Genomic DNA, 20,544 nt, shown 5'->3' with positions numbered 1-20,544 from the left:
GTGGAGCAGGCCTACGGCAGGCGCTGCCCCAGCAGCAGAGCCGCGGCGGCGGCGAACATCGCCGTCAACGTGCCGAGCAACAGCCACGGCTTCGACGCGTCCGCCTGCTTCTTCTCGTAGCCGATCTGCTCGCCGAGCGTGTCGTAGACCCGGCGCAGCTCCTCGGCGGAGGCGGCCTTGAAGAACTCGCCACCGGAGATCTTCGCGATCTCCTTCATCGAGTCGTCGTCGACCGGCACGGACTGCTGCCGGCCCTCGATGTCGACCACGCCGTCCTCGGTGCCGAACGAGATCGTGGAGATCGGGACCCCGGCCTTCTTGGCGTCCTCCGCCACGTCGAACGCCTTGCGGGTGCCGACGGTCTCCTTGCCGTCCGTCATCAGCACGATCCGGGCGGGCGGTGGCCCCTCCGCGCCGCCGACGACCTTGCCGAACGAGTCGATCGACGCGAGCGCCGCCGCCAGCCCGTCACCGGTCGCCGTCGACTGGGCGAGCTTCAGCCCGTCGATCGACTGCGACACGGCCGCGCGGTCCGTCGTCGGCGCCACCAGCACGGTGGCCGACCCGGCGAAGGAGATCAGGCCCAGGTTGATGCCCGGCGTGAGGCCCTCCGTGAACGACTTGGCGGCCACCTGCGCCGCCTCCAGGCGGGACGGCTTCACGTCCGTCGCCTTCATCGACAACGACACGTCGACCACGAGCATGACCGTCGCCCGGTTGCGCGGCACCCGCTGCTCGGACGTCGGCCCGGCCAGCGCGACCGTCAGCAACGCCAGCGCCGCCAGCAGGAACGCCGCCGGGACGTGCCGCGACCAGCGTTCCCGCTTGGGCGCGACCTTCTCCAGCAGCTCCAGGTTCGTGAACCGCAGCACGCGCTTGCGGCGCATCCGCTGCACCATCACGTACGCGGCGGCGAGCACCGCCACCGCGACCAGCAGCAGGAACCACCACGGGGCGACGAAGTTCGAGAAGCTCATGCGACACCCCCAGACCAGCGGCGCTTGCGCGCCACCACGAAACGAACCGTGTCCGCGATCCAGTCGGAGTCGGTCCGCAGCACCAGGTGCCCGGCGCCCGCGCGCCGCAGCCCCGCCGCCACCTCGGCCCGGTGCTCCGCGGCCGCGGCGTTGAACTCCTTGCGCAGCAACGCGGACGCGGTCACCTCGCGCTGCCGCCCGCTCTCCGGGTCGGACAGCACCACGGTGCCGACCTCGGGCAGGTCGACGTCACGCGGGTCGACGACCTCGATGGCGACGATGTCGTGCCGCGCGGACAGAGCGCGCAACGGCCGTTGCCACTCCATGCCACCGAGGAAGTCGGAGATCACCACGATCAGGCCGCGCCGGCGCGGCGGGCGGCGCAGTTGTTCGAGCAACGCGGCCAGGTCTCCGCGGGTGCCCTCGGGCGCCCGGTCGATCTCGGCGATCTTGCGGATCATGCCGCGCGCGTGCGCCAGGCCACCGCGCGCCGGGATCCGGACGTTCTCCGCGCCCGTCGAGACCGCGGCGCCGATCCGGTTGCCGCCGCCGCGCGTCAGGTGCGCGACCGCGGCCGTCGCGGCGATGGCCAGGTCGCGCTTCTCGCAGGCCGCGGTGCCGAAGTCGAGCGACGGCGACAGGTCGATCGCCACCCACGTCTCCAGCTCGCGGTCCGCGACCGTCTCGCGGATGTGCGGCACCGTCGTGCGTGCCGTGACCGCCCAGTCCATCCGGCGCACGTCGTCACCGGGCTGGTAGGTCCGCGCCTCGCCCGGCTCGGTGCCCGGTCCCGGCACGAGGCCGAGGTGGTTGCCCTGCAGCAGGCCGTCGAGCCGGCGGCGGACGTCGAGCTCGAGCATGCGCAGGGCGGCTTCCATCCGGACGCCACGCAGGATCGGGGGCGCCCACGAGGGACGCTCGGCGGTCTCTCGCTTGGACTTCCCTTCTGGGCCGCTCACTGCCTACCAGCCGGAACCGGCTGCTGCGGACGGGCCGACACCTGCGGCAACGGCACGATCTGCAGCACGCGCGTGATGATGTGGTCGATCGGCACGCCGTCGGCCAGCGCGTCGTACGAGAGCACCAGGCGGTGGCGCAGCACGTCCGGGACGACGTCCACGACGTCCTGCGGCAGCACGTAGTCACGGCCGCGGACCAGCGCGAGGCCACGTGCGGCGGCGATGATGCCGAGCGACGCACGCGGCGAGGCGCCGTACGCGACCCAGCCGGCGACGTCGGTGAGGCCGTGCTCAGCCGGCGCGCGGGTCGCGATCACCAGGCGCACCACGTAGTCGACCAGTGCGTGGTGGACGAAGACGCGCGACGCCACGCCCTGCAGGCGCACCAGCTCCTCCGGCGAGAGGACCTGGCTCGGAGTGGGCGCCTCGACGCCCATCCGGTAGACGATCTCGCGCTCTTCCTCGGCGGTCGGGTACTCGACCTGGATCTTGAACAGGAACCTGTCGCGCTGCGCCTCCGGCAGCGGGTACACGCCCTCGTTCTCGATCGGGTTCTGCGTCGCCAGCACCAGGAACGGGTTCGGCATCGGGAACGTGCGGCCACCGATGGACACGTGCCGCTCGGCCATGACCTCGAGCATCGCCGACTGCACCTTGGCGGGCGCGCGGTTGATCTCGTCGGCGAGCACGAAGTTCGCGACGACGGGGCCGAGCTCGACGTCGAACGTCTCGGTGGACTGGCGGTAGATGCGGGTGCCGAGGATGTCGGCGGGCACCAGGTCGGGCGTGAACTGCACGCGCGAGAACGAGCCGCCGACCACGCGGGCGAACGTCTCGACGGCGAGCGTCTTCGCGACACCCGGCACGCCTTCGAGCAGCAGATGGCCCTTGGCCAGCAGACCCACGAGCATCCGCTCGACGAGCCGGTCCTGGCCGACGATGACCCGCTTCACCTCGAACACGGTGCGTTCGAGCAGCTGGGCGTCACGAGCCGGGGTGACGGGCGCCGATGCGTTCGGCGTTGCCTCGGCGGCGGGCTCGGTCACGTGCGGGCCTCCATGCGGAACAGGGTTTACCGATCGTGGAACAGTCTTACTCCCCGCCTGTTCAACCGCTGTGAAGGGTGTCCAGGTCGGCGGGTGTGTCGACGTCCCGCGCCTCACCGGGCAAAGCGGACACTTCCACCGGGTCAAGTCGCAGCAGGGTTCGGCGCAGCGGCAGGTCCCGTGGCTCTTCCGGGAGGGCTTCGCGCAGCTCAGCGGCGTTCCAGAAACCGATCAGCCACTGCACGCGGTCGTCCTTGAGCACGGCGTTGCCGCCCGCGCCGCGCAGTCTCGCGATGGTGTCCTTCGTGAGCCCCGGCTGGTCGACGGCGAGCACCGCGACCCAGTCCTCGGTGACGTGCGCGAGCCCGGCGGCCAGTCCGGCGAGCGGTCCGCCACCGGGCGGGTCCTCGCGCGCCCAGATGACCCCGGGGACGTCCTTCTCCGGTCCCACAACTACTTTCTGGCTCGCGTCGTCCACAACGGACAGCACGTGGTCGAGCAGCGTCGCGTCCCGGAAGGACAACGCGGCCTTGTCCACGCCACCGAGCCGTTCGCCCCTGCCGCCGGTGAGGATGATCACCGCGTACGTCATGCCCTGCCTCCGATGTGCGCGGCGACGCCTTCCAGGAACAGGTGCAGGCCGAAGTCGAACTCCGCCGCCACGTCCTCGGCGTCGAGCAGGTCGTCCATGTCGAACACACCGGCCGCGACGATCTTGGCGAGCGCGGGCATCCGGCGCGGGTCGACGATCTCGCGCAGCCGCTGCCCGTACTGGCGGCTGAACTGGGCCGGGTCGTCCTCGAAACCCTGCTGCAGCGTGACGCTCAGCCACGCCTCGCCGTGCACGAACGTCAGCAGGCCCATCACCACGCCGACCTTCTCGCCCGCCTCCAGCGGAGTGCCCTCGAGCGCACCCAGGGCGCTGTCGAACCACGCGAGGCTCCTGGGGCCGGTCGGCGGGCCGCTCACCGGGATCTGCAGGAACCACGGGCGCCTGCGCACGCCTTTGAGCAACTCCTTCGCCCAGACCCCGAGCTTGTCCCGCCACTCGCCGTCCGGGAGCGGGGGCGGCTCGTCGAACGCGGCGTCGGCCATCAACGTGAGCAGCTCGTCCTTGCTCTTCACGTGCCGATACAGCGCCATCGTGGCATTGCCCAGCTCTTGCGCGACGCGTGCCATCGACACGGCGGCGAGGCCTTCGGCGTCCGCGACCGCGATGGCGGCCCGCGTGATGTCGGCGGCGTCGATGGCCGGCTTGCGCCCCCTCTTCATGCCCCCTAGTCAAACAGATGCGTATGCCATACGCTAATTTAGGTTTTGCGTACGAGATACGCATAAAAAGGGGGTTCCATGATCGTCGAGACAGAAGGTCTGACGAAGAGATACGGCTCGAACACCGTGCTCACCGGCCTGGATCTGAAGGTGGCGGAGGGATCGGTGCTCGCGCTGCTCGGGCCGAACGGAGCGGGCAAGACGACCACGATCCGCATCCTGAGCACGCTGACCAGGCCCGATGGCGGTTCCGCGCGGATCTGCGGGTTCGACGTGGTGAGCTCGGCGGCGTCCGTCCGCGGCGTGATCAGCCTGACCGGGCAGTACGCGGCCGTGGACGAGGAGCAGACCGGGCGCGAGAACCTGGTCATGATCGCGCGCCTGCGTCGTTTCAGCCGGTCAGCGGCTCGCGCGCGGGCATCGGAACTGCTGGAGCGCTTCGCTCTGGTGGACGCCGCCGACCGGCGGGTCCGGACGTACTCCGGCGGCATGCGGCGCCGGCTGGACCTGGCGATGAGCCTGGTGGCGCGGCCGCGGCTGCTGTTCCTGGACGAGCCGACCACCGGCCTCGACCCGGTGAGCCGCACGACGATGTGGGACGCGATCGGCGACCTGGTGCGCGACGGCGTGACGATCTTCCTGACGACCCAGTACCTGGAGGAGGCCGACCGCCTGGCGGACCGGATCGTGGTGCTGCACGGCGGAGGCGTCGTCGCGGACGGCACAGCGGACGCGTTGAAGAACTCGGTCGGCGGCACCCGGCTCGACCTGGCCTTCGACTCCTCCGAGGACGCCCTGCGAGCCAGGTCCGTGGTGGACGGCGTGGTCGACGGGGTGACGTTGAGCGTGCCGTCCGACGGCAGCGCGGTCCACCTGCACCGTGTTCTGGACGACGTGCTCGTGGCGGGCGTGCGCCCCGCTCGCGTGTCCACGCATCGCCCCACACTGGACGACGTCTTCGCTTCGTTGACGGCGGTGGCCGCATGACCGCCTCGATGACGATGATCGGCCGCAGCATCCGGCTGAGCCGCCGCAACCTCGACCTCGTGATCATGGCGATCGTGTTGCCGGTGCTGATGATGTCGCTGTTCGTCTACGTCTTCGGCGGCGCGATCAGCTCAGTGCAGTCCTATGTGGACTACGTGGTGCCCGGCATCCTCGTGCTGTGCACCGGCTACGGCGCCACGTCCACCGCGATGTCGGTGGCCGACGACATGAAGAAGGGCGTCGTCGACCGGTTCCGCTCGATGCCGATCAGCAGCTTCTCCGTGCTGACCGGCCACGTCACCGCCTCGGTCGCCCGCAACGCGCTGGCGACGTTCGCGGTGGTCCTGGTCGCACTGCTGATGGGCTTCCGGCCCACGGGGTCGTTCGTGTCGTGGGTCCTGGCGATGGGAGTGCTGCTGGTCTACGTGCTGGCGCTGTCGTGGCTCGCGGCCGGGTTCGGCGTGATCGCGCGGACCGTCGAGTCCGCCAGCCTACTCGGCTTCTTCATGCTGTTCATCCCGTACCTGAGCAGCGCTTTCGTGCCGGTGGAGACGATGCCGTCCTGGCTGCGCGCGGTCAGCCAGCACCAGCCGATCACACCGGTCATCGAGACCGTGCGCGCTCTGCTGCTGTCCGCGCCGGTGACGTCGGGCTGGCTCGCGCTGGCGTGGTCGGGCGGGTTGCTGGTCGTGGCGTTCGGCTGGGCGACCTGGCTGTTCCGGCGGATCAGCTCTCGTTGAGGTGCACGGCGTCGAGGCGGGTGAGCTCCTCCGGGGTGAGGCGGAGGCCGCCCGCCTCGACGTTCTGCCGCAGGTGTTCCGGGTCCCCCGTGCCGGGGATGACCAGCACGTGCGGTCCCCTGGCGAGGGTCCAGGCCAGCCTGATCTGGGCGGGCGTGGCGTTCCTGCCGTGCGCGATCTCGGTGACCACGTCGTCCTCGGCCGACGTCCCGGCCTCCTGGTTCGCGCCGGCGAGGGCGAAGAACGGCACGAACGCGATGCCCCGCTCACCGCAGACGCCGACGAAGTCGTCCTGCTCGGGGTGGTGCCCGAGCCCGTACGAGTTCTGCACGCACACGACGGGCGCGATCCGCTGGGCCTGGTCGAGGTGGTGCGGCCGGACGTTCGACAGCCCGAGGTGCCGGACCAGCCCGTCCTGCTGGAGCTTCGCCAGCTCCTCGAAGTGCGCGGAGACGTCGTCCAGTCCGCTGACCCGCAGGTTGACGACGTCGAGGTGGTCACGACCGAGCTGCCGCAGGCTCTCCTCGACCTGGCCCTTGAGCAGGCGCGGCGTCGCGAGCGGCAGCCACTCCCCCTGCGGCGTGCGGCCGGGACCGACCTTGGTGACGATCACCAGGTCCTCCGGGTACGGCGAGAGCGCGCTGTTGATCAGCTCGTTCGCCGACCGCGTGGCGGAGAAGTAGAAGGCGGCCGTGTCGAGGTGGTTCACCCCGAGCTCCACCGCCCGGCGCAGGACCTCGATCGCCTGCGCCCGGTCGCGGGGCCTGGCCCTGGGGTCGAACGCGGTCCCGTGCTGCGGCAGGCGCATCGCGCCGAAGCCGACCCGGTTCACGGTGAGGTCACCCAGTCGCCACGTCATTGGCTCCACTGTGCCAGCCTTGGCGCCGTGGGACTGTTCACGCTCGCCGAGGCCAGGGACGAACTGGCGCGGCTGCTGCCCGTGCTGGACGAGATCGTGCGCCTGCGCGCCGACGCCGCCGAACTGGCCGCCGGGGACTCCCCGCTGGGCGGCCTGCCGGAGTTCAAGGCGGCGCAGGCCCGGCTGGACGAGCTGATGGAGTCCGTGCAGCGGACCGGGGCCGAGCTGAAGGGCTTCGCGCCGCTGCTCGTCGACTTCCCGTCCGAGAGGGACGGCGTGCCGGTGCTGCTGTGCTGGCTCGAAGGCGATCGTGAGCTGGCCTGGTACCACCGGTCCGATCTGGGGTTCGCCGGCCGCCGCCCGCTGTAGGCCGTGTCCTGCAGGTCCGTTCGATGAGAGCCTCGGCCTCGACTATCGCGGACGAGACCTGCAGGACACGGCCTACCCTGGAGCGAGGAAGCCCGCGACCAGCAGCACGCTCACCAGCCCGGCGATGAGGCCGAGGGCCACCAGGTAGTGCTTCACGGTCGTACGGCCGGGCATGCGGCGCAGAATGATCGACGCGGCCACCGTCAGGACGCCCGCGATCGGCGTGAGGGCGCGCCACGCCTTGTCCCACGTGAACGGCAGGTAGTCGTCCGCGCCGTACAGCGACAGGATCAGCGCGGGCAGACCGAGGCCGGCGGCAGCCGCGGCGGCGAGCGTGTTGAACCGTTGCTGCGCCTCTCCTTCCTGCGCGACGGCGAACGTAGACACGCTGCTGAGCAGCGACTGCAGCCGGGTGACCTCGTCGCCGAGCTCGGCGTCCATCGCCTCGCAGTGCCGCAGCGTGACCGTGTTGAAGCGGCCTTCGCGGACGGCTTCCCGCGCCTGGTCACGGGCGCGGCTGACGGCCAGCGACAGCTCGACGAGCTGCGCCATGACCATCCGCAGGGCCGTGTTCCTGCGCTGTGCCAGCAGGTCCGCGACCTGCCGTTCCATCTCGTAGCGCAGGCCGCGCAGGCCCGCGACGGTGTTGCGCGACCCCTCGGCGAGCGCCTTGGCGATCGTCAGCGCGCGCTCGCGTTCGGCGACCAGGTGCGCGGGCTCGTCCAGCGTGCCGGCCAGGTCCTCGGCGGACCAGGTGCTCTGGCGCCAGCCCTCGGCGTCGCTCCACGCCGCGTGCACCACGACCTCGACCTCGGTGCCGTCGGTGCGTGCCTGGCCCACGAGGATCTTGCGGTTCTTCCGGCCGGTGATCCGCACGAACGGCACCGCGGGCCCGTCGAGCCTGCTGCCGGTGAGAGTGAGGGTGACTTCCGCACCTAAGGTCGGGTCCGCCGGATCCCCGGCCAGGATGCGCATGCCCGTGATCTTCGCACGGCTGACCGGATCCGTCCGTTGCTCGGCCGGGTCGTGCCTGTCGTGCCGGCGCGACGGCGGCGAGGCTGGTGGTCATGAAGCGAGCATTGATCGTCATCGACGTGCAGGAGTCGTTCCGGCAGCGCCCGAACTGGGCCGAGGTGTCCGACCCGGAGATAGCCGGCAAGGTGAACCGGCTGGTCGACATGAGCCGCGCCGCGGGCGACCTGGTGGTGTGGGTGCTGCACTCCGAGCCCGGCTCCGGGACCGTGTTCGACCCCGCGTCGGGCCACGTGCGGCTGATCGACGGCCTCAAGCCGCTCGACGACGAACAGGTGCTCACCAAGACGTCGCACAACGCGTTCACCACGACGAACCTGCAGCAGACGCTCACCCACCACGGGGTGCGGGAGCTGCTGGTCAGCGGCATCCGGACCGAGCAGTGCTGCGAGACGACCACGCGGGTCGGGTCGGACCTCGGGTTCGACATGACGTTCGTGACGGACGCGACCGCCACCATGCCGTTGCCGCACTGGCGGACCGGGAAGGTGCTGGGCGTCGAGGAGATCATCGAGCGCACCGAGTACGTGCTGGCGGGCCGGTTCGCGCGGATCTCCGATGTCGCTACGCTGACCGGATCGTGACCAGAGTCGTCTTCCTGCTCGTACCTGGACTGCACCTGCTCGACCTCGCGGGGCCGGCGCAGGTGTTCTCCAGCGCGGCCGACCTCGTCGGCGGCTACGAACTGTCGTACGTGGGCGACTCGGACTCCGTGCTCAGCCATCAGGGCGTGCCGCTGGGCGCGTCGCCCGAGCTGCCCTCTCTCGACGTGCACGACCTCGTGTTCGTGCCGGGCTGGCGGTCGCCGAAGATCGCCGGAACCGGGCACCTGTCCGAACGCGCGTTGGCGTGGCTGCGCGCGCACCACGAAGCCGGCGGCACGGTCGCGAGTGTGTGTGCCGGCGCGGACGCGTTGGGGCGTGCCGGTCTGCTCGACGGCCACCGTTGCACCACGCATCACGAACTGCAGGACGAGCTCGCACGGCGCTACCCGGCCGCGCAGGTCGTGCGCGACGTCTTGTTCGTGGAGGACAACAGGGTCGTGACGTCCGCGGGCATCGCGAGCGGCATCGACCTCGCGTTGCACCTCGTCGCCGTGCGCCACGGCCCCGCCGTCGCCGCCGCGATCGCACGCACGATGGTCATCTACGCGCGCAGGAACGGTGACGACCAGCAGGCCAGCGTGCTGCTGCGGCACCGTTCGCACATCAACGAGACCGTGCACCGTGTTCAGGACGTCATTGAGTCACGCCTCGCGGACCGGTTGTCGCTCACGGAACTCGCCACTGTCGCCGGTTGCAGCGAACGGACGGTGACGCGGCTGTTCGGCCGTGCGACGGGCATGACGCCGTTGAAGTACCAGCAGGCGTTGCGCGTCGAACGAGCCGAGTACCTCATCGGCCAGGGCGCCACGGTCGAGACCGCCGCGCGCAACGTCGGCTTCGAGGACGCACGCATGCTGCGCCGGTTGCGTTCCCGCTGAGCCGCACGCGTACGGCCGTCCACAGTCGACGGAACATCCTTGCACGCCTGTGGAAGCGGCCTAAGCTGACCGCGTGACGACCCTGGCGAACCGCCCCAACACCGCGTTGCTCGTGATCGACGTGCAGAACAGCGTCGTGAACCACGCCCACAACCGCGACGAGGTGGTAGCCAACGTCGCCACCCTTGTCGACAAGGCGCGCGCGGCCGGCGTCGACGTCGTGTGGGTGCAGCACAGCAGCGCCGAGCACATGCCGCGCGGCACCGACGGCTGGCAGTTCGTCCCCGAACTGAAGGTCGCCGACGGGGAACCCGTGGTGCACAAGACCTACGCCGACTCGTTCGAGGCGACCGACCTCGAAGAAGTACTGGCGGGCAAGGGAATCGGCAGCCTCGTGGTCTCCGGGGCGCAGACCGACGAGTGCATCCGCTCGACGCTGCACGGTGCCATCGTGCGCGGCTACGACGCCCAACTCGTCAGTGACGCGCACACCACCGAGGACCTCTCGGAGTGGGGCGCGCCCACCCCGGACAAGGTCATCGCCCACACGAACCTCTACTGGGAGAACCACAGGGCGCCGGGCCGTGCGGCGGGCGTTGTGAAGACCGAGGACGCGTTCAAGCCCGCGTGACGAGGTGCCCGCTCGGCAGGTAGTCGATCTTCCAGTCCTCGTACACGCCGCACAGTCCGCACTTCAGGCACCGCAAGCCGACGGTCAGCCAGCGCACCTCGCCGTCGGGCAGGCAGGACGAGCCGAGCGCGGCGGCGAACTCCTCGCCGCCGCACGTGCACGCGCATTCCTCCGCGTCGTCGTCATCCCAGTGCTCGGCGGAGTCGGCGATGAACTCCGCCGTGCCGCACCCGAGGCAGGTCCGGCGCATCGCCTGCTCCTCGGTCACCTGCACCTGGAACGCCTTGCCGCCGCAATCTCCGCACACGGACTCGACGACGTGCGTCACCTCGTAGCCGTCTTCCTGGTACTCGCGGATGCACTCGTCGAGGGTCATCCCGCCACCCGGTTGATCTCGTCGCTGCGCAGCACCCGCTCCGCGTGCGCTCTCGCCAGCGCCACCATCGCCCGCCCGAGCTGGTCGGTGCTCGTGACGAACCTCGGTGCCACCTTCCGCAGCACCGGGAACAGCCAGGACAACCACGAGTAGCCGTAGCGGTAGATGCGTGTGCGCGACTTGATCCCGTGCCGCGGCTGGATGACCCCGGGCCGCACGACGAACACCAGGCGATCCAGCGCCAGCAACTCGTTCTCTGTGCGCCCCTTCACCCGAGCCCACATCGTGCTGCTGTCGGCGTTCGCGCCCTCGCCGGACACGTACACATAGGTGCCGCCGACGACCCGTGCGACCTCAAGGGCGTAGTCGTGCGTCACAGGCGTGTACTCGGCTTCGGTCAGTCCTGCGGACGCCACACCCATGCAGTAGAAGCACGCATCGGCGTCGGCGAGTTCGGCGGCGATGGGCGACAAGTCACCGAAGTCGGCGTGCACGACGTGACGCAGCTTGGGATCGGTCGCGGCCGACGGCGAACGTCCCACCGTCACAACGGAATCCACGGCCGCGTCGAGCAGGCACTCCCGCACCACGCCCTGGCCGACCATGCCGGACGCGCCGAACACCACGATCTTCATTTCGCAAAACTAGCCGTCAGCGCCGCGGTGACACGCTCCGCGTCCCCGGTCGCGAGCAGATCCAGCAAGGCACCTCGTAGCAACGCGAGTTCCCGCGTGCGCGACGCCAGTCCGGCATCGGTGTCCCGGGCTTCCTCGGGCTGCGACGCCTTGAGGACCTCCAGCCAGTCCTCGACCGTGGCCTTCGCGAAGCCCGCCCACGGCCCGTCGGGCTCCACGAGAGAGCGCGCGTAAGCCTCCAGCCACAGCGTCAGCAACGGCCGGTGCGCGGGCTCGGCCAGCCACTCCCACAACCGCATCACGATCCCCGGTCCGGTGCCGATGTCGGCGAGCAACGCCAGTTCGTCGGTGCGTGCCCGCGCCAGCAGTGCCCTGACCAGGCCGTCCTTGCTGCCGAACAGGTAGAGCAGCACCCGCGTGCTCGACCCGATGGCCGCCGCCAGCGGCCGCAGCGAGACGTCGGCCAGGCCGTGCGTGAGCACGTACCGGTAGGCGGCTTCGAGCAGTTCGGTCTCCCGTGCGGACGGCATGAGTACTATCTTGGCATTACTGAAACAGTCGTGTCAGTGGAGGAGCCCATGCTGATCCGTTCCCTCGGCAGGCCCGGCGACCTGGGCTGGGTCGTACAGGCGCACGGCGAGCTCTACGCGTCGGAGTTCGACTGGGACACCTCGTTCGAGGCGCTGGTCGCCAAGATCGTCGGCGACTACGCGGTCGACCACGACCCCGCGAGAGAGGGCGCGTGGATCGCCGAGCTCGACGGTCACCGCGTCGGATGCGTGTTCTGCGTGCGCGAGAACGACACGACAGCGAAGCTACGCGTGCTGCTCGTGCACCCGGACGCGCGTGGCCACGGCGCGGGCAACACGCTCGTCGACACGTGCATCGAGTTCGCGAAGAGCGCCGGGTACGAACGCATGGCGTTGTGGACGGTCGACGGCCTCAAGTCCGCCAGGAAGATCTACGAGGCGCACGGGTTCGAGCTCCAGGAGGAAACGCCCCAGCGCAGCTTCGGCCACGAAGTGACCGGCCAACTCTGGGCACGCGCCCTCTGAACTCCTGTTCGTGGCGGCCCTTCCCAGCAGGCCGTCCGACCGTCACAGCATCCGGGTCACGTACGGCATGATGCCGCCGTAACGCACCGGCGAGATCCGCACCACCGCGCCGGAATGCGGTGCCTCCACCATCATCCCGCCGCCCAGGTACAGCGCCACGTGCGTGCCGCCGCCGGGACCCCAGAAGATCATGTCGCCGGGCGCCATCTGCGACAGCGGCACCTTGCGGCCCGAGTTGTACTGGTAGCCGCTGTAGTGCGGCAGGTACACCCCCACTCCGGCGAAGGCGTACATCATCAGGCCAGAGCAGTCGAAGCCGATCTTGCGGTAGTCGCCGTACGAGTCGGCCACACCACCGTCACGCACGCCGTACGTCGGGCCGTTGTAGTTGCCACCACCCCACGCGTAGATGACGCCGCGCTGCGACAACGCCCGGTTGATCACGGTCTGCACGCGGTTGCCCGACGGCGCGGGTGCCGCCACGGCCGGACGGCGTGGTGCGGGGGCCTGCACCGCTGCCTGGGCGGCGGCGCGGCGGGCGTTCTCCTCTTCCTCCTGCTTCTTCGCCACGAGCCACTGGTCGTACTGCCGGCGTTGCGCTTCCAGCCCGCTGGCCGCACCGCGCGCGTTGACGAGCTCCCGTTCGACGGCGTCCTTGTCGGCCTGCAGCTCCGCGGTAGCCGCGGCTTGCGCCGAATGCGCGTCCACGGCCACCTGCTGTGCCTGGTCGGCGACCTTCCTGGCCTCGTCGGCGGCCGCCTGCTTCGCCTCGGACTTCTTCAGCGCCGCGCGGGCGGCGGAGTCGAGGTTCGCGGCGGTGCCCTGGTCACGGGTCACCTGCTCCAGCCGGTTCAGGCTCGACGCCGACACCGCCTCCAGCAGCTGGGCGCGGGCCAGCAGGTCCTCGGGCGACTTGGCGCCGATGTAGGCGGAGAACGAACCGACGGTGCTGCCCTGCGCGTAGGAGGCGGCGGCGAACTCGTCCAGTTCGCGCCGGCTGTCCTCGACGGCCTTGGACGCGGCATCGGCCTGCACCCGCGCGGCCGTGGCCTCGCGACGGGCGGCCTCGGCCTCGGCGATCGCCGTCTTGAGGTCCACGCGGGCCTTGTTGGCGAGCTCGCGCTTGTACGAGACGTCGTCGAGAAGTTCCTGCAGGCGCGACTCCGCCTGGGTGAGCCGCCCGGTCAGCTCGCCCACGCGGGCCGCCTTCGCGTCCGCCTCGGCGCGCGACGCCGAGATCTCCGAGTCGCTCGGGTTCGGCGGAGGCGGGGGGACGGCGGCCGCCGTCCCCGTGAGGACGGCCGTCATCAACACCAGCACGGCGGAGAGTCGTGTCAACACGGGGCATCACCTCCTACCGAATTAGACCAATCAGACTCATTCGGCGCATCTGGAACTAACGCACCGTCAACCACACGTGTCACAGTGGAACACGGTCGGTGGTCCTTTTGGGACGATCGGAGGTCTGGCGTGTCGCCGGTATGGACGAGCGCCGCGAGGCCGGCCCCGCGACGTACCCGTCTCACCGTCGAAATACGGGCATAGGCCGCCGGCTAGTTCACGCCGCGGTCCCGGCCCGCCCAGTACGGCTCGCGCAGCTTGAACTTCTGGATCTTGCCGGTCGCCGTGCGCGGGATCGAGTCGCGGAACTCGATCGAGGTCGGCGCCTTGTACCCGGCGAGCCGCTCCTTGCAGTGCTTGATCAGCTCGGCCTCGGTGACCTCACCGGAGAGCACGACCAGGGCCTTGATCGTTTCACCCCACTTCTCGTGGGGCACACCGATGACCGCGACCTCGGCGACGGCCGGGTGCGAGAACAGGCAGTCCTCGACCTCGATGGAGGAGACGTTCTCGCCGCCGGTGATGATCACGTCCTTCTTGCGGTCGGAGATCGTCAGGTAACCCTCGTCGTCGAAGTGGCCGCCGTCGCCGGTGTGGAACCAGCCGTCGGAGATCGCGTCCGCGGTGGACTCCGGGTTCTCCCAGTAGCCCTCCATGACGACGTTCGAACGCGCGAGCACCTCACCGGTGTCGGAGATCTTCAACTGCGCGCCCAACGCCGGCGCGCCCGCCCGCGACTGCAGCCGGGCCCGGTCCTGTCCCGCGTGCCCGGGCTGGGCCCGGTTGAAGGTGAGCAGCGGCGCCGTCTCGGTCAGACCGTAGATCTGCAGGAACTCCCACCCGAGCTCCTCGGTGACGCGCTGGATCGTGCGCGAGGGCGGCGGTGCACCGGCGCACACGATGCGTACGGTGTCGCGGCCGGGGATCTCGCCGTCCCACGTCTGAGCGGCGTCCAGCACCGAGTTCCACACGGCCGGTGCGCCGCACATCAGCGTCACGCCGTGATCGCGCACGCGGCGCAGGATCTCGGCACCGTCGACCTTGCGCAGCACCACCTGCGGCACGCCCAGACCGGCCAGTCCGAACGGCATTCCCCAGCCGTTGCAGTGGAACATCGGCAGCACGTGCATGTACACGTCGCCCTCCCACGCACGGGTGTGCATGGCGAACGTGACCGCGTTCAGCCAGATGTTGCGGTGCGTCAGCTGCACGCCCTTGGGCCGCGCGGTGGTGCCCGACGTGTAGTTGATCGTCGCCGTCGCGTCCTCCGAGGGCGCGCTCCACGGCCGTGGCTCCACATCGAACCGGAGCAGCGACTCCGACTCCTCGCCGAGCGTGAACCGGTGGCGCGCCACGACGTCGTCCAGCTGCAGCTCGGGGTCGACGAACAACGCCGACGCGCCACTGTGCTCGACGATGTACTTCACCTCATCGGGCCGCAGGCGGAAGTTCACCGGCACGCAGATCCGCCCGCTGCCGGGCACGGCGTGCAGCAGCTCCAGCATCCGCGCCGAGTTGTGGCTCACGACGGCGATCCGCTCGCCCTCACCGATGCCCAGTGCGTCGAACCCGGCCTGCCACGCGCGCACACGGGCCGCCATGTCCGCGTACGTCGTCGTCTCGACCGGTTTCGCGGGCTGGTCCGGTTCGTCGATCGTCGCCGTCGTCGCCGAGAACGCGAACGACGCGCGGTCCAGGAAGTCCGTGGTGATCAGCGGTACGCGCATGAACCCGACCCTACGACCAGGTGCTCGGATCTCCCCAGGACGAGAACCGGCCTCCCCCGGATGGAGGAACGGAGCTGAGGTCCGGGAGCACCTCGCCGACGCGTTCGCGCAGGACAACGGCCGCCACCGAGTCGTACGGCGTCGGTTCGGCGTTGCAGATGATGACCTGGGCACCTGCCTTGGCCGCCAACGGCACGAGCCCCGCGGCGGGCTGCACCGAGAGCGATGTTCCCACCACCAGCAGCACGTCGCAGTCCAGGGCGGCGAGCCGGGCGCGGCGCAGCACCTCGCCGTCGAGCTCCTGCCCGAACGAGATGGTGGCGGACTTGAGGATTCCTCCGCACCGCGGGCAGTCCGGTTCCTGCTCGCCGTCCGCGACGCGCTTCAAGGCATCGCGCATCGGGCCCGTGGCACCGCATCCGAGGCACACGGTCGCGTGCAACGTGCCGTGCAGCTCCAGCACACGATGCGGATCGGAGCCCGCTTTCTGATGCAGGCCGTCGATGTTCTGCGTGACCACGGTGCGCAACCGCCCGGATCGTTCCAGTTCCACGAGCGCCTTGTGCGCGGCGTTCGGTTTCGCCGTCCACACCGGACTGTCCAGCCGCGTGCGCCAGGCCAGCCTGCGCAGGTGCGGATCGGAAACGTAGGCCTCCAGGGACGACCCCGGCCCGGCGTCGGCGTCGCGGGTCCACAACCCGTCCGGCCCGCGGAAGTCCGGGATGCCCGAATCCGTGGAGACTCCCGCACCCGTCAGCACCGTGATCCGGTGCGCGGACGCGATCAGCTCCCGTGCCACTGCGCACGCCTGGGAAGCCATCGGTTCACACTAGTCGGGTGCGCAGCGCTGTGGGAGCCGCCATCGCGGCAGTGGGCTTGGTCACCTCCATCACCGGGACTTTCTTGCCCTGGCTGAAATCCGGATCGACCACGAGGGACAGTTACGAAGTGCTCTCGCTCCGTGATCTCGCCGGGTTGGACGGGGTGGCGGGAAGCGTCGTGACGTCGATCTGGGTGGGGCTGACGCCACTGGCGATGGCCGCGATCGCTCTCCACGTGGTCCGTTTTCCACGAATTGCCGCATGCATCGGTCTTCTTTTTGGCACGATCAGCGGAACCGTGGCCCTGGTGGCCACAGTCCAAGGGGATGGCAAGGGCGCACTGGTCGGAATCAGCACCTCCGGACCTGTCACCACTCTTGCCGGTGCCGTACTGACGATCGTGGGGGCGATCACGGTGCTCACCTCGACCAGGCGCAGCGCAGTGAGAACTCCAGGAGGAAACCCGTGAGCTACCCAGGTGGTGGCGGCGGCCAGTGGCAGCCGCAGAACAACCCGTACGGGCAGCAGCCCCAGCAGGGCGGCTATCCCCAGCAGGGCGGACACCCGCAGACCGGCCCGCAGGGTTTCCCGCAGCCGCCCCAGACCGGACCGGAGGGCTTCCCCCAGCAGGGGTTCCCGCAGCACGGCTACCCGCAGACGGGCCCGCAGGGCTTTCCGCAGCAGGGCTTCGAGCAGCAGCCGTACGGCTACGCGCCGATGGGTGGCGAGCCGCCGAAGAAGAAGCGCACCGGCCTGGTGGTCACGGCCGTCGTCGCCGTGCTGCTGCTGATCGGCGGCGGTGTCACGTTCTTCGCGATGAAGAGGTCCGACCCGGCGGCGAACGCGGGCCAGGACACCCCCGCCGTCGCGGCGAAGAACCTCATCGAGCAGCTCGGCAGCGGTGACGTCGTCGGCATCATGGCCTCGCTGGCGCCCGCGGAGGCGGCGCTGTCGAAGGACTACACGGAGTCGCTGACGAAGGAGATGAAGCGTCTCGAGATCCTGAAGCCCGAAGCCGACCCGAACAAGCTCACGGGCGTCGAGTTCAAGAGCGAGAACATCAAGTTCGACGAGGCGGCGGCCGAGAAGATCAACGACCACCTCACCATCAACAAACTGGTCGAGGGCAAGATCACGATCACCTCGGACGCGTCGAAGATCCCGCTCACCGACAAGCTCGTCGACGCGCTCGGCGACGAGATCAGCCTGAGCACGTCGAAGTCCGAGACCATCGACATCACCGCCGAGGTCAAGAAGCGCGGCACCCCGATCGGCATCGCGGCGATCAAGGTCGGCGACAAGTGGTACCCGAGCGCCTTCTACACGATCGCCAACGCGGTCCTGGAGGAGGAGAAGCTCAAGTGGCCGCAGTCCGGCTTCGCCCCCGAGGGTGCGAGCTCGCCGGAGGACGCGGCGAAGAACCTGGTCAACGCCGCACTGGACGGTGACCTGAAGAAGGTCATCGCACTGCTGCCGCCCGACGAGGCCGGTGTGCTCCAGGACCTCGGCCCGCTGCTGCTCGAGCAGGCCGGCACGATGAAGCCGACCGACGCCAAGCTCAACACGCTGGAGACCGACGTCAAGGACGTCGCCGGCGGCAAGCAGGTCACGATCAAGAAGCTGTCGATCACCGCCGAGGGCGAGACCGCCACGATCACGCGCGAGGGCGACTGCTACTCGGCCGAGATCCCCGGCGAGGGCACGCAGAAGCTCTGCGCGGACGACATCACGCAGCTGGTGCAGCAGCAGGGCGGCAAGAACGTCCCCTCCGAGGCCCTCGAGATCATCGGCAGGGTCGTCGGGTCGATCATGAAGACCGGTGTCGGCGTCGTCGCCACCGAGGTCGACGGCAAGTGGTACGTGAGCCCGATCCGCTCGTACTACGAGCTGGCGCTGACGCTGTTCCGCGGCTTCGAGCCCAAGGACGTCGACGCGCTGATCGAGCTGATCAACAAGTAAGTCTCCGCACGCCGGACCCCGGCCCTGTCGCCCGCATCAGCGCGGTGGCAGGGCCGTGGCGTTTTCCGGGGCGGGAACAGCCGCACGGCGTGATCGAGCTCCAGCAGCGACCCAGGGGGTCCCGCGAGGTCACCGGCACGCGCACGTTCGGCCGCCGAGTCCAGCTCGACGCACCACGCCTGCGATACCGAAGCCGCGTGCGTCAGCACCAGCCGTGCCTTGCCCACGCCTCGGCACCCGGTCAGCGTCACCAACCGGTTGTCCCGCAACGGCTCCGCCACCCGGCCAGGTCGTCCCGCACCAACGCGAGCCGCGCGGCCTCGTCAACCGCGAACGGCGCCCACGCCACAACGCCGCAACCGCTTCCCGAGCACGTCGACCCGCGTCAGGCCCGCCGCACTCCGACCAGCACCGCCGCCGAGACCAGCGCGGCACCGGCCACGCCGGTCCACCACAAGGCCGATGAGACCTCGTTGTGCCCCAACGCGTCCAGCACCCACCCGAGCGGAGTGACCCGCCCCAGCGGATAGGTCAGCACCACCACCGAGAACACCGCCAGCACGGTGCGCCCGATCGAGTCGAAAACCGGCCTGGCGAACATCAGGCCCACGCCGACGCCGAGCAACGCGCACCCAGTATGCGCGGCGAGTCCGACAAAAAACTCACCCGCCGTGTACGGGTGCGGGTTCGTCACCACCGGCCACACCGCCGCCAGCAGTGCCAACGCCAGCGCGAACAACACCGCGACCAGCGCCGCCGCGGTCAGCACCCGCGACCACCCGCCGGCCGTCACCACGGTGATCTCGCGCCGCACCACGTCCTCCGACGTCGCCACGACGACGGCCATCCACGCCGCGATCGGGTAGAGCAACGCCGCCGAACCCGAGTACGCCTCCAACGGCTGCCCCGCGTCGCCGGAGAACAGCATGCCCATCACGCCGAGGAACACCAGCAAAGGCGCGAGATACCGTTGCCCGCGAAGGACGTCCGCCGCGAGGTACCGAACCAGGGAGATCACCGCACGCTCCGCACCGAGCACCCGAGCCGCAACGCCTCCGCCAGCACCTGGTCGCTCCGGTCCGGCGCCACCACCACGCGCACCGACGACCCACGAGCCAGCACGGACCGCACGCCTTCCAACGCCTCCAACACGTCCAGTTCGGCCACCCGGCTGAGCTCGATCGTCACGTGCCCACCGGCGAGATCGACGCGGGTCGCGTCGGCGAGGTGTCCCTCGTGGTCCGACACGAGCGCTGTCCGCCCCTGCAGCAACGCCACCAGTTCCTCGGCCGCCGACGGGTCGAGGCCGGTCCACGGTTCGTCGAACACCAGCACGTCCGCGGCCAGGAACGCCTGCGCCAGCGCGACCTTCTGCGCGTTGCCCTTGGACAGCTCCGACATCGGCGCCGTCATCGAACCGACGAACCCCAGCCGTTCCAGCACGTCGCCGGCCTCGGTGCGGCGGATTCGTCCCATGTGCCGCAGGTAGGACGACGCGGACATCCTGACGTCCGAGGGAAACCGCTCGGGCACGTAGCCGACCGAGGCAGGTCGCACGACGCGGCCGGACGTCGGCTTCAGAACGCCCGCGGCGATCTTGAGCAGCGTCGACTTGCCCGTGCCGTTGGCACCGGTCAACACGGTCAGGCCGGACACCTCCAGCGTGAGGTCGCGCAGCACCCAGGGCCCGCGCCCGTACCGCTTGGAGACCTGATCGAGGAGCACTAGGCCAAGATAACCGTTCATGACACTCGTACCGCTCGCGACGGCGTGCGTCTGGCTCGGCATGGTCGTGGCGATCTCGATCGAGGCACCGCTGAAGTTCCGCGCGCCCGGCATCACGCTGCCGCTGGGCCTCGGCATCGGCCGGCTGGTGTTCCGCGCGCTCAACGCGTCGGAGATCGTGCTGGCCACCGTCACCGCGGTCACGTTCGCGCTGGCGCCACGCTCTCTCGCCGCGACGATCCTGCTGGTCGTGCTCGCCGTGACGCTGGCAGTCCAGGTCCTCGTGCTGCGGCCGCGGCTCGAAGCCAGGGCCGCGGTCATCATCGCGGGCGAGACGCCGCCCGGATCCAGCACGCACGTCGTCTACATCGCGCTCGAAGGCCTCAAGGTGCTGCTGCTGATCACGTTCGCGATCGTCCTGCTGAGCTGATCCCCGACCGAACAGGCAAGTGACTTAGGGCAACCTGGGTTGAACCGACTTACAGGACAAGCGTACTGTTTGGGGTCGAGGGGCAGTGGTCGACCTGGTGAGGAAGACTCTCCCCGTACC

Annotated in this window: 25 protein-coding genes; 10 read left to right on the top strand and 15 right to left on the bottom strand. The window is 69.9% G+C overall.

Going from position 1 to position 20,544, the window contains the following annotated elements:
* Positions 1–11 precede the first annotated feature (11 nt).
* From ACRSBM_RS11325 to ACRSBM_RS11305, 5 genes are all read right to left on the bottom strand, one after another.
* A complete protein-coding gene (locus ACRSBM_RS11325) occupies positions 12–977 on the bottom strand; it encodes a VWA domain-containing protein (RefSeq protein WP_434442722.1) in 966 nt (321 codons plus the stop codon).
* The gene (locus ACRSBM_RS11320) at positions 974–1,855 is read right to left on the bottom strand and encodes a DUF58 domain-containing protein (protein WP_434453052.1); all 882 of its coding nucleotides are present in this window, start codon (positions 1,853–1,855) and stop codon (positions 974–976) included. The genes ACRSBM_RS11325 and ACRSBM_RS11320 overlap by 4 nt, the downstream gene beginning before the upstream one ends.
* 77 nt (positions 1,856–1,932) lie before the next feature.
* A complete protein-coding gene (locus tag ACRSBM_RS11315) occupies positions 1,933–2,982 on the bottom strand; it encodes an AAA family ATPase (RefSeq protein WP_434442721.1) in 1,050 nt (349 codons plus the stop codon).
* Positions 2,983–3,043: 61 nt separating this feature from the next.
* A complete protein-coding gene (mobA, locus tag ACRSBM_RS11310; RefSeq protein WP_434442719.1) occupies positions 3,044–3,574 on the bottom strand; it encodes a molybdenum cofactor guanylyltransferase in 531 nt (176 codons plus the stop codon).
* Positions 3,571–4,254: a TetR/AcrR family transcriptional regulator gene (locus ACRSBM_RS11305; protein WP_434442717.1), complete on the bottom strand. Its 684-nt coding sequence runs from the start codon at positions 4,252–4,254 to the stop codon at positions 3,571–3,573. Before ACRSBM_RS11305 ends, mobA begins: the two co-directional genes overlap by 4 nt.
* A 78-nt stretch (positions 4,255–4,332) precedes the next feature.
* Here ACRSBM_RS11305 and ACRSBM_RS11300 point away from each other — a divergent pair, with 78 nt between their 5' ends.
* Both ACRSBM_RS11300 and ACRSBM_RS11295 read left to right on the top strand, forming a co-directional pair.
* Positions 4,333–5,241 carry an ATP-binding cassette domain-containing protein gene (locus tag ACRSBM_RS11300; RefSeq protein WP_434442715.1) on the top strand — a complete coding sequence of 303 codons (909 nt, stop codon included), beginning with the start codon at positions 4,333–4,335 and terminating at the stop codon, positions 5,239–5,241.
* Positions 5,238–5,981 (top strand): ABC transporter permease, encoded by a 744-nt coding sequence (locus ACRSBM_RS11295; RefSeq protein ID WP_434442714.1) that lies wholly within the window; start codon positions 5,238–5,240, stop codon positions 5,979–5,981. Before ACRSBM_RS11300 ends, ACRSBM_RS11295 begins: the two co-directional genes overlap by 4 nt.
* Here the strand turns inward: ACRSBM_RS11295 and ACRSBM_RS11290 are convergent.
* Positions 5,968–6,840 (bottom strand): aldo/keto reductase, encoded by an 873-nt coding sequence (locus tag ACRSBM_RS11290; protein WP_434442713.1) that lies wholly within the window; start codon positions 6,838–6,840, stop codon positions 5,968–5,970. The two genes, ACRSBM_RS11295 and ACRSBM_RS11290, sit on opposite strands and share 14 nt — an antisense overlap.
* 27 nt (positions 6,841–6,867) lie before the next feature.
* On the opposite strand from ACRSBM_RS11290, the gene ACRSBM_RS11285 reads away from it, so the two are divergent.
* The gene (locus ACRSBM_RS11285; RefSeq protein WP_434442711.1) at positions 6,868–7,209 is read left to right on the top strand and encodes a DUF2203 domain-containing protein; all 342 of its coding nucleotides are present in this window, start codon (positions 6,868–6,870) and stop codon (positions 7,207–7,209) included.
* Positions 7,210–7,281: 72 nt separating this feature from the next.
* On the opposite strand, the gene ACRSBM_RS11280 is transcribed toward ACRSBM_RS11285, so the two are convergent.
* Positions 7,282–8,184, bottom strand: coding sequence for a hypothetical protein (locus tag ACRSBM_RS11280; protein ID WP_434442710.1), 903 nt, complete (start codon positions 8,182–8,184; stop codon positions 7,282–7,284).
* 92 nt (positions 8,185–8,276) lie between these two features.
* Between ACRSBM_RS11280 and ACRSBM_RS11275 the strand changes: the two genes are divergently transcribed.
* The 3 genes from ACRSBM_RS11275 to ACRSBM_RS11265 all read left to right on the top strand — a co-directional run bounded on the left by ACRSBM_RS11275 (position 8,277) and on the right by ACRSBM_RS11265 (position 10,355).
* Positions 8,277–8,825 (top strand): cysteine hydrolase family protein, encoded by a 549-nt coding sequence (locus tag ACRSBM_RS11275; RefSeq protein ID WP_434442708.1) that lies wholly within the window; start codon positions 8,277–8,279, stop codon positions 8,823–8,825.
* Entirely contained in the window at positions 8,822–9,724 is a 903-nt protein-coding gene (locus ACRSBM_RS11270; RefSeq protein ID WP_434442706.1) for a GlxA family transcriptional regulator, read from the top strand. The genes ACRSBM_RS11275 and ACRSBM_RS11270 overlap by 4 nt, the downstream gene beginning before the upstream one ends.
* Before the next feature lie 73 nt (positions 9,725–9,797).
* Positions 9,798–10,355, top strand: a complete 558-nt coding sequence (locus ACRSBM_RS11265; RefSeq protein ID WP_434442703.1) for an isochorismatase family protein — start codon at positions 9,798–9,800, stop codon at positions 10,353–10,355.
* Here ACRSBM_RS11265 and ACRSBM_RS11260 read toward each other — a convergent pair.
* The 3 genes from ACRSBM_RS11260 to ACRSBM_RS11250 are packed head-to-tail and all read right to left on the bottom strand — an operon-like array spanning position 10,342 to position 11,896.
* Positions 10,342–10,731 (bottom strand): hypothetical protein, encoded by a 390-nt coding sequence (locus ACRSBM_RS11260; RefSeq protein WP_434442702.1) that lies wholly within the window; start codon positions 10,729–10,731, stop codon positions 10,342–10,344. The two genes, ACRSBM_RS11265 and ACRSBM_RS11260, sit on opposite strands and share 14 nt — an antisense overlap.
* Positions 10,728–11,366, bottom strand: coding sequence for an epimerase (locus tag ACRSBM_RS11255; RefSeq protein WP_434442701.1), 639 nt, complete (start codon positions 11,364–11,366; stop codon positions 10,728–10,730). The genes ACRSBM_RS11260 and ACRSBM_RS11255 overlap by 4 nt, the downstream gene beginning before the upstream one ends.
* A complete protein-coding gene (locus tag ACRSBM_RS11250) occupies positions 11,363–11,896 on the bottom strand; it encodes a TetR/AcrR family transcriptional regulator (protein WP_434442700.1) in 534 nt (177 codons plus the stop codon). The genes ACRSBM_RS11255 and ACRSBM_RS11250 overlap by 4 nt, the downstream gene beginning before the upstream one ends.
* A gap of 48 nt (positions 11,897–11,944) precedes the next feature.
* On the opposite strand from ACRSBM_RS11250, the gene ACRSBM_RS11245 reads away from it, so the two are divergent.
* Complete coding sequence (locus tag ACRSBM_RS11245) at positions 11,945–12,421, top strand: GNAT family N-acetyltransferase (RefSeq protein WP_434442698.1); 477 nt, start codon at positions 11,945–11,947, stop codon at positions 12,419–12,421.
* 42 nt (positions 12,422–12,463) lie between these two features.
* Here ACRSBM_RS11245 and ACRSBM_RS11240 read toward each other — a convergent pair whose 3' ends face one another.
* The 3 genes from ACRSBM_RS11240 to ACRSBM_RS11230 all read right to left on the bottom strand — a co-directional run bounded on the left by ACRSBM_RS11240 (position 12,464) and on the right by ACRSBM_RS11230 (position 16,309).
* Positions 12,464–13,762: an NlpC/P60 family protein gene (locus tag ACRSBM_RS11240; protein ID WP_434442697.1), complete on the bottom strand. Its 1,299-nt coding sequence runs from the start codon at positions 13,760–13,762 to the stop codon at positions 12,464–12,466.
* A 212-nt stretch (positions 13,763–13,974) separates the two neighbouring features.
* Positions 13,975–15,489, bottom strand: a complete 1,515-nt coding sequence (locus tag ACRSBM_RS11235) for a class I adenylate-forming enzyme family protein (RefSeq protein ID WP_434442696.1) — start codon at positions 15,487–15,489, stop codon at positions 13,975–13,977.
* 10 nt (positions 15,490–15,499) lie between these two features.
* Complete coding sequence (locus ACRSBM_RS11230) at positions 15,500–16,309, bottom strand: SIR2 family NAD-dependent protein deacylase (protein ID WP_434442694.1); 810 nt, start codon at positions 16,307–16,309, stop codon at positions 15,500–15,502.
* Between the two features lie 17 nt (positions 16,310–16,326).
* Between ACRSBM_RS11230 and ACRSBM_RS11225 the strand changes: the two genes are divergently transcribed.
* Complete coding sequence (locus ACRSBM_RS11225) at positions 16,327–16,779, top strand: hypothetical protein (protein WP_434442692.1); 453 nt, start codon at positions 16,327–16,329, stop codon at positions 16,777–16,779.
* Entirely contained in the window at positions 16,776–18,269 is a 1,494-nt protein-coding gene (locus ACRSBM_RS11220; protein ID WP_434442690.1) for a proline-rich domain-containing protein, read from the top strand. The genes ACRSBM_RS11225 and ACRSBM_RS11220 overlap by 4 nt, the downstream gene beginning before the upstream one ends.
* 385 nt (positions 18,270–18,654) lie before the next feature.
* On the opposite strand, the gene ACRSBM_RS11215 is transcribed toward ACRSBM_RS11220, so the two are convergent.
* Together ACRSBM_RS11215 and ACRSBM_RS11210 are read right to left on the bottom strand one after the other, a co-directional pair.
* A complete protein-coding gene (locus ACRSBM_RS11215) occupies positions 18,655–19,287 on the bottom strand; it encodes a hypothetical protein (RefSeq protein WP_434442688.1) in 633 nt (210 codons plus the stop codon).
* The gene (locus ACRSBM_RS11210; protein WP_434442686.1) at positions 19,284–19,994 is read right to left on the bottom strand and encodes an ATP-binding cassette domain-containing protein; all 711 of its coding nucleotides are present in this window, start codon (positions 19,992–19,994) and stop codon (positions 19,284–19,286) included. Before ACRSBM_RS11210 ends, ACRSBM_RS11215 begins: the two co-directional genes overlap by 4 nt.
* A gap of 19 nt (positions 19,995–20,013) precedes the next feature.
* Here ACRSBM_RS11210 and ACRSBM_RS11205 point away from each other — a divergent pair, with 19 nt between their 5' ends.
* Positions 20,014–20,424 (top strand): hypothetical protein, encoded by a 411-nt coding sequence (locus tag ACRSBM_RS11205; protein ID WP_434442684.1) that lies wholly within the window; start codon positions 20,014–20,016, stop codon positions 20,422–20,424.
* Positions 20,425–20,544 lie beyond the last annotated feature (120 nt).

The organism is Lentzea xerophila (genome assembly GCF_051094245.1).
Lineage (GTDB): Bacteria > Actinomycetota > Actinomycetes > Mycobacteriales > Pseudonocardiaceae > Lentzea > Lentzea xerophila.
This window is presented reverse-complemented; position numbering and strand designations above follow the sequence as displayed.